At 67.3% G+C, this 1,040-nt stretch carries 1 protein-coding gene; it reads left to right on the top strand.

Annotated features, from left to right (window positions below; genetic code table 11):
* Nucleotides 1–3 precede the first annotated feature (3 nt).
* A partial coding sequence (locus ACFPM7_RS30345; protein WP_378251282.1) for a zinc-dependent dehydrogenase occupies nt 4–1,040 on the top strand: 1,037 nt, incomplete at its 3' end.

The following is a 1,040-nucleotide window of genomic DNA, read 5'->3' as shown; positions in this document are numbered from 1 at the left end:
CCAGTGAAGGTGGCGCGTTTCTACGCCCCGGGTGACATCCGCATCGAGGAGGCGCCGGAGCCGAGCGCGGGTCCGCGTGAGGTGAAGATCGCGGTGCGCAACACCTCCACGTGCGGGACGGATCTGAAGATCTTCCGGCACGGGCACCATCACATCGACCCGCCGCGGGTCATCGGGCACGAGATCGCCGGTGAGGTCGTGGAGGTCGGCTCGGAGGTGTCCGGGTGGGCGGCCGGGGATCGGGTGCAGGTCATCGCGGCGATCCCGTGTGGCGAGTGCGCGGAGTGCGTGCGTGGGTGGATGACGATCTGCCCGAACCAGTTGTCGATGGGCTACCACTTCGAGGGCGGGTTCGCCGAGTACATGGTGGTTCCGGAGAACGTGCTCAAGGTGGATGGTCTCAACCGGATTCCGGATGGCGTGTCGTTCGCCGAGGCGTCGGTGGCCGAGCCGCTGGCGTGTGTGCTCAACGGTCAGGAGTTGGCGCAGGTCGGTGACGGTGACGTCGTGGTGGTGGTCGGTGCGGGTCCGATCGGGTGTCTGCACGTGCGCCTGGCGCGCTCGCGGGGTGCGGAGGCGGTGTATCTGGTGGAGTTGAACCGGGGTCGTTTGGACCTGGCGGCGGGTTTGGTGAAGCCGGACGCGGCGATCTGCGCGGCGGAGGTCGACCCGGTGCAGGCGGTGCTGGAGCTGACCGGTGGTCGGGGTGCTGATGTGATCATCACGGCGTCGGCGGCGGGCAAGACCCAGGAGGACGGGCTGAAGATGGCCGCGCGTCGGGGTCGGATCAGTTTCTTCGGTGGTCTGCCGAAGGACAACCCGATCATCGCGTGTGACTCCAATCTGGTGCACTACCGGGAGCTGACCATCGTGGGGGCGAACGGGTCCAGCCCGGATCACAACAAGCGTGCTCTTGAACTGATCGCGACCGGTGCTGTGCCGGTCGATGACCTGATCACCCACCGGCTCCCGTTGGACGGTGTCCTGGAGGCCATCGACACCGTCGCCAGCGGCGTCGCCATCAAGGTCACCATCGAGCC

Origin of the sequence: Actinokineospora guangxiensis, assembly GCF_042657845.1 — a bacterium.
GTDB lineage: Bacteria > Actinomycetota > Actinomycetes > Mycobacteriales > Pseudonocardiaceae > Actinokineospora > Actinokineospora guangxiensis.
The sequence above is the reverse complement of the archived record's forward strand: the minus strand, read 5'-3'. Positions and strand labels throughout refer to the sequence as shown.